General features: G+C 64.8%; 1 protein-coding gene. It reads left to right on the forward strand.

Annotated features, from left to right (window positions below; translation table 11 throughout):
• Window positions 1–358, forward strand: a 358-nt coding sequence (locus tag AC1DGD_RS22175; protein ID WP_476858288.1) for a hypothetical protein, incomplete at both ends; no start/stop codon positions are given.

The following is a 358-nucleotide window of genomic DNA, read 5'->3' on the forward strand; positions in this document are numbered from 1 at the left end:
CCCGCAGGCCGCGCCTACATCCAGATCTACGGCTACGACGGCGCAGCGAGCTGGGGCAAAACCTACACCCTCAACACCACCCTGAGCGCGGGGACCGTCGAACTCGAACCCAACAGCAGCACCGCAGCCGCAACAGTGGTGCCCCTGGGGACCACGGTTTCCGGTTCGGCACTCAGCGGAGGCATCGATGACACCGATTACTACGCGATCGACCTGCCCAAGGCAGGCCGGGTCGGCCTGAACTTCAAGTTCCCCGCCGGGCTCGGAACCGGATTCACCTACAGGGTCAGCATCTACAACGCCAACGGCACCAACCTCTACAGCTTCGACCTCGACGGCTCCGCCGCTGACGGCAGCT

Source organism: Arthrobacter sp. 05T45 (genome assembly GCF_056395875.1).